The following is a 2768-nucleotide window of genomic DNA, read 5'->3' as shown; positions in this document are numbered from 1 at the left end:
GGGGCCGTGCCGGTGTGTCAGCCCGTCGCTTGGTGCCCTACTGCTCGGGGGTTCGGGGGAGCTGTTCGCTGTGCCTCTCCAGGCGACGGGCTTGGCACACCGGCACGGCCCCTTCCGCCCGTGGGCGGCCCGCCCGCCGTGGGGCCACCGGTCACGGACGGAGATCCCGGACGCGGTCTGGCGTCGGGCTACAGGCGGCGGCCGATCGTCAGGGGGGCCGGGTGGTGGGGGACGTAGGCCGCGCCGTCCAGGTCGAGGGCCTCGGCGGCTGTCTGGAGGGCGCCCGCGGTGGCGGTCGCGCCCCAGTGGCCCTTGTCCAGGCGGGACTCGACCGCGTGGAGGGCGGCCACCGTCTCGGCGGTGGTGAAGTTGCAGTGGCCCTGGCGTTCCACGTACGCCTGGCGGTGGAGGGCGGCGTCCCCGGAGGCGCGGACCCGTGCGGCGAAACGGGACTGCTGCTCGGTGGGGACGAGGTCGTCGGCGGTGGTGTGGATGTTGAGGAGGGGCACGGCCAGGCCCTGTCCGGCGGAGGACGTGCGCCGGCCGGCGGCCACGGCGGCCGGGTCGGCGGCGATGTCGGCGTGGGCGGTCAGGTTCCGCAGGTCGGCCCGCAGGTCGAGGCCGGCCTTCCGGTAGAGCGCCTTGACCAGGGGCGCGTGCTGGGAGGTCGCCAGCACGCGCGCGTAGTCGATGCCCCGGTTGCCGGAGTTGTTGCCGCCGAGGGCCTTCTCGACGTGATAGCGGGCAGGCACGACCCGGTTGAGGACACCCTGGAGCAGCCATGAGGCCTGCTGGGCCTGCTGTTCCTCGTGGTCGCCGGGGGCGGGGCGGTTCTTGCCGAAGGCCCAGGTCGGCAGGTTCAGGTAGGCCGCGGCGAGGGCGACGCGGGCACGGCCCTCGGGGGTCTTCTGTGCGGCGGCGACGGCGTCGGTCAGCAGGCGGCCGCTGACGGCGCCCTCGGCCTCGGACGCGAAGCCCACCAGCTTCACCGGGGTGCCGGGCAGCAGCAGGCGGGCGATCGTGTACTCGGCGTCCAGCTGGTAGGCGTGCAGGTCGTTCGCGCCGGCCACGAGCCCGCACAGCCCCAGGGCGCCGTCGATGCCGCCCGCGCCGGAACGGGCGAGGCGGGCGTTGACCAGGCCGCCCATGGACTGGCCGACGGACAGGGTCCGGGTGGGTTCGCCGATCCTCCCGGTGACCGCCCTGATCGTCGCGACCTGGTCGCGCTCCGCGCTCTCCAGGGCCCAGAGGGTCTCGCTGGTGTTGTAGGAGGAGCCGGTGAGGGCGTAGCCCTCTTCGAGGAGGCGCAGGCGTACGGCCTCGCCGGGGGCGTTCTGGGGCGTCGTGGCGCCGAAGCCGTGACTGAAGACGATCAGCGTGCCGTTCCAGTCCTCCGGCACGTCGGCTATCCAGGTGGCGCCGTCGGGGAGGGTGCCGGAGAGGCGCTCGACGGGACCGGTGGCCGCCCGGGGAGCGGCGGTCGAGACGGAGGCGCTGGTCGCGGAGAGGGCGACGACCGCGGCCAGGGCGGTGAGGGTGCGGGTGGAGCGGCGACTGCGTACGGCCATGAGAGGTGGGGCTCCTGTCGACGCGAAGGGGGACGGGGGCTTTGCACGCTCGTACTCGGGGGTAGCTCGAACCCGAGGGGAATGTAGGGCTGATTTCTTGTGACGGTCAACGAAGTGCACAACATTTGGCCAGCGCGTCGAAGCCGGCGTTCCTGTCCCCTTATGAGGGATCGTTTCACCCGTACGGAGTAAAAGTGTTCAAGAGGCGAGAAGGTGCTGCTTCCGGGCGCCTACCGTCCATGGATGATGAGCATCAGTCCGGAGACCTCGACCCGCACCGCCGGCGCCCACCGGGCGCGCAGCGAGGCGCGCGATCGGGCTGCGGCGCGCGCGGTGGCGCAGCGCCCGCCCGCGCGCTACGAGCCGTACCTGGACGGCCTGTTCACCTACTGCATGTCGGTGCTGTGCGACCACGACGTGGCGATCGCCGCCCTGGGCGACGTCCTCGCCCTCGCCGAGCGCCGCCGCGGCCCGGACACCGAGGAGAGGCGCCGGTCCTGGCTGTACGCGCTGGCCCGCTGGTCCTGTCTGCGCAAGCTCGCCGAGACCCGGCAGACGCGCCCCGGCGCACACGCCCAGGGCCGCCGCGCCCCGCACGGCGCGGAGCCCCAGCACGGCGTACGGGCCGCCGCGCCGCACCTGTCCGAGGAGGAGGAGCGCCGACGGCGGCGTGAACTCGCCCGCCTCGCCTGGCCGGAGGCCGCAGGCACCACCCCCGAGCAGCGCGAGGCGCTCGAACTCGCGGTCCGCCACCAGCTCTCCGCCCAGGAGGTCGCCGACGTCCTCGGCATGGACGCGGCCGCCGCCCGCGAACTGCTCTCCTCCGCCGCCTGCGAGGTGGAGCGCACCCGCGCCGCTCTCGCCGTCGTCGAGACCGGCGCCTGCCCCGGCGTCGCCCTCCTCACCGGCCACCAGCAGCTCGTCCTCAACGCCACCCTGCGCCGCGAACTCGTCCGGCACGTCGACGACTGCCCCGTCTGCCGCCGAGCCGCCGAGCGTGCCGTCCCCGGCCGCTGGCCCGGTACCAGCGTCACCCCCGCCGCGCTGCCCGTCCTCGAAGCCCCGCGCACGGCCCTGTACGGCGCGATGGGACACCTCACACGCGCGCGGAGCCGGTCGCGGCGGGCGGCCCGGTCCCTGGGGTCCATGGGGAAGCCGCGCCGGTCGAAACGCGGGGCACGCGCGCGTGTGAGGTGTCCC

2 protein-coding genes are annotated in these 2768 nt (G+C 74.6%); one reads left to right on the top strand and one right to left on the bottom strand.

What is annotated here, in order from left to right:
* Nucleotides 1-188 precede the first annotated feature (188 nt).
* Nucleotides 189-1568 carry a hypothetical protein gene (locus AOK15_RS39965; RefSeq protein WP_055524013.1) on the bottom strand — a complete coding sequence of 460 codons (1380 nt, stop codon included), beginning with the start codon at nucleotides 1566-1568 and terminating at the stop codon, nucleotides 189-191.
* Between the two features lie 243 nt (nucleotides 1569-1811).
* On the opposite strand from AOK15_RS39965, the gene AOK15_RS39960 reads away from it, so the two are divergent.
* The coding region (locus AOK15_RS39960; protein ID WP_420877034.1) for an RNA polymerase sigma factor at nucleotides 1812-2768 on the top strand (957 nt) is incomplete at its 3' end.

Source organism: Streptomyces ossamyceticus (assembly GCF_001418475.1).
In the GTDB taxonomy this organism is placed as follows: Bacteria; Actinomycetota; Actinomycetes; order Streptomycetales; family Streptomycetaceae; genus Streptomyces; species Streptomyces ossamyceticus.
The sequence above is the reverse complement of the archived record's forward strand: the minus strand, read 5'-3'. Positions and strand labels throughout refer to the sequence as shown.

What these genes read in the sequence shown, in the direction of transcription:
- AOK15_RS39965 (WP_055524013.1), bottom strand. Translation starts at nt 1,568, where the DNA reads ATGGCCGTACGCAGTCGCCGCTCCACCCGCACCCTCACCGCCCTGGCC.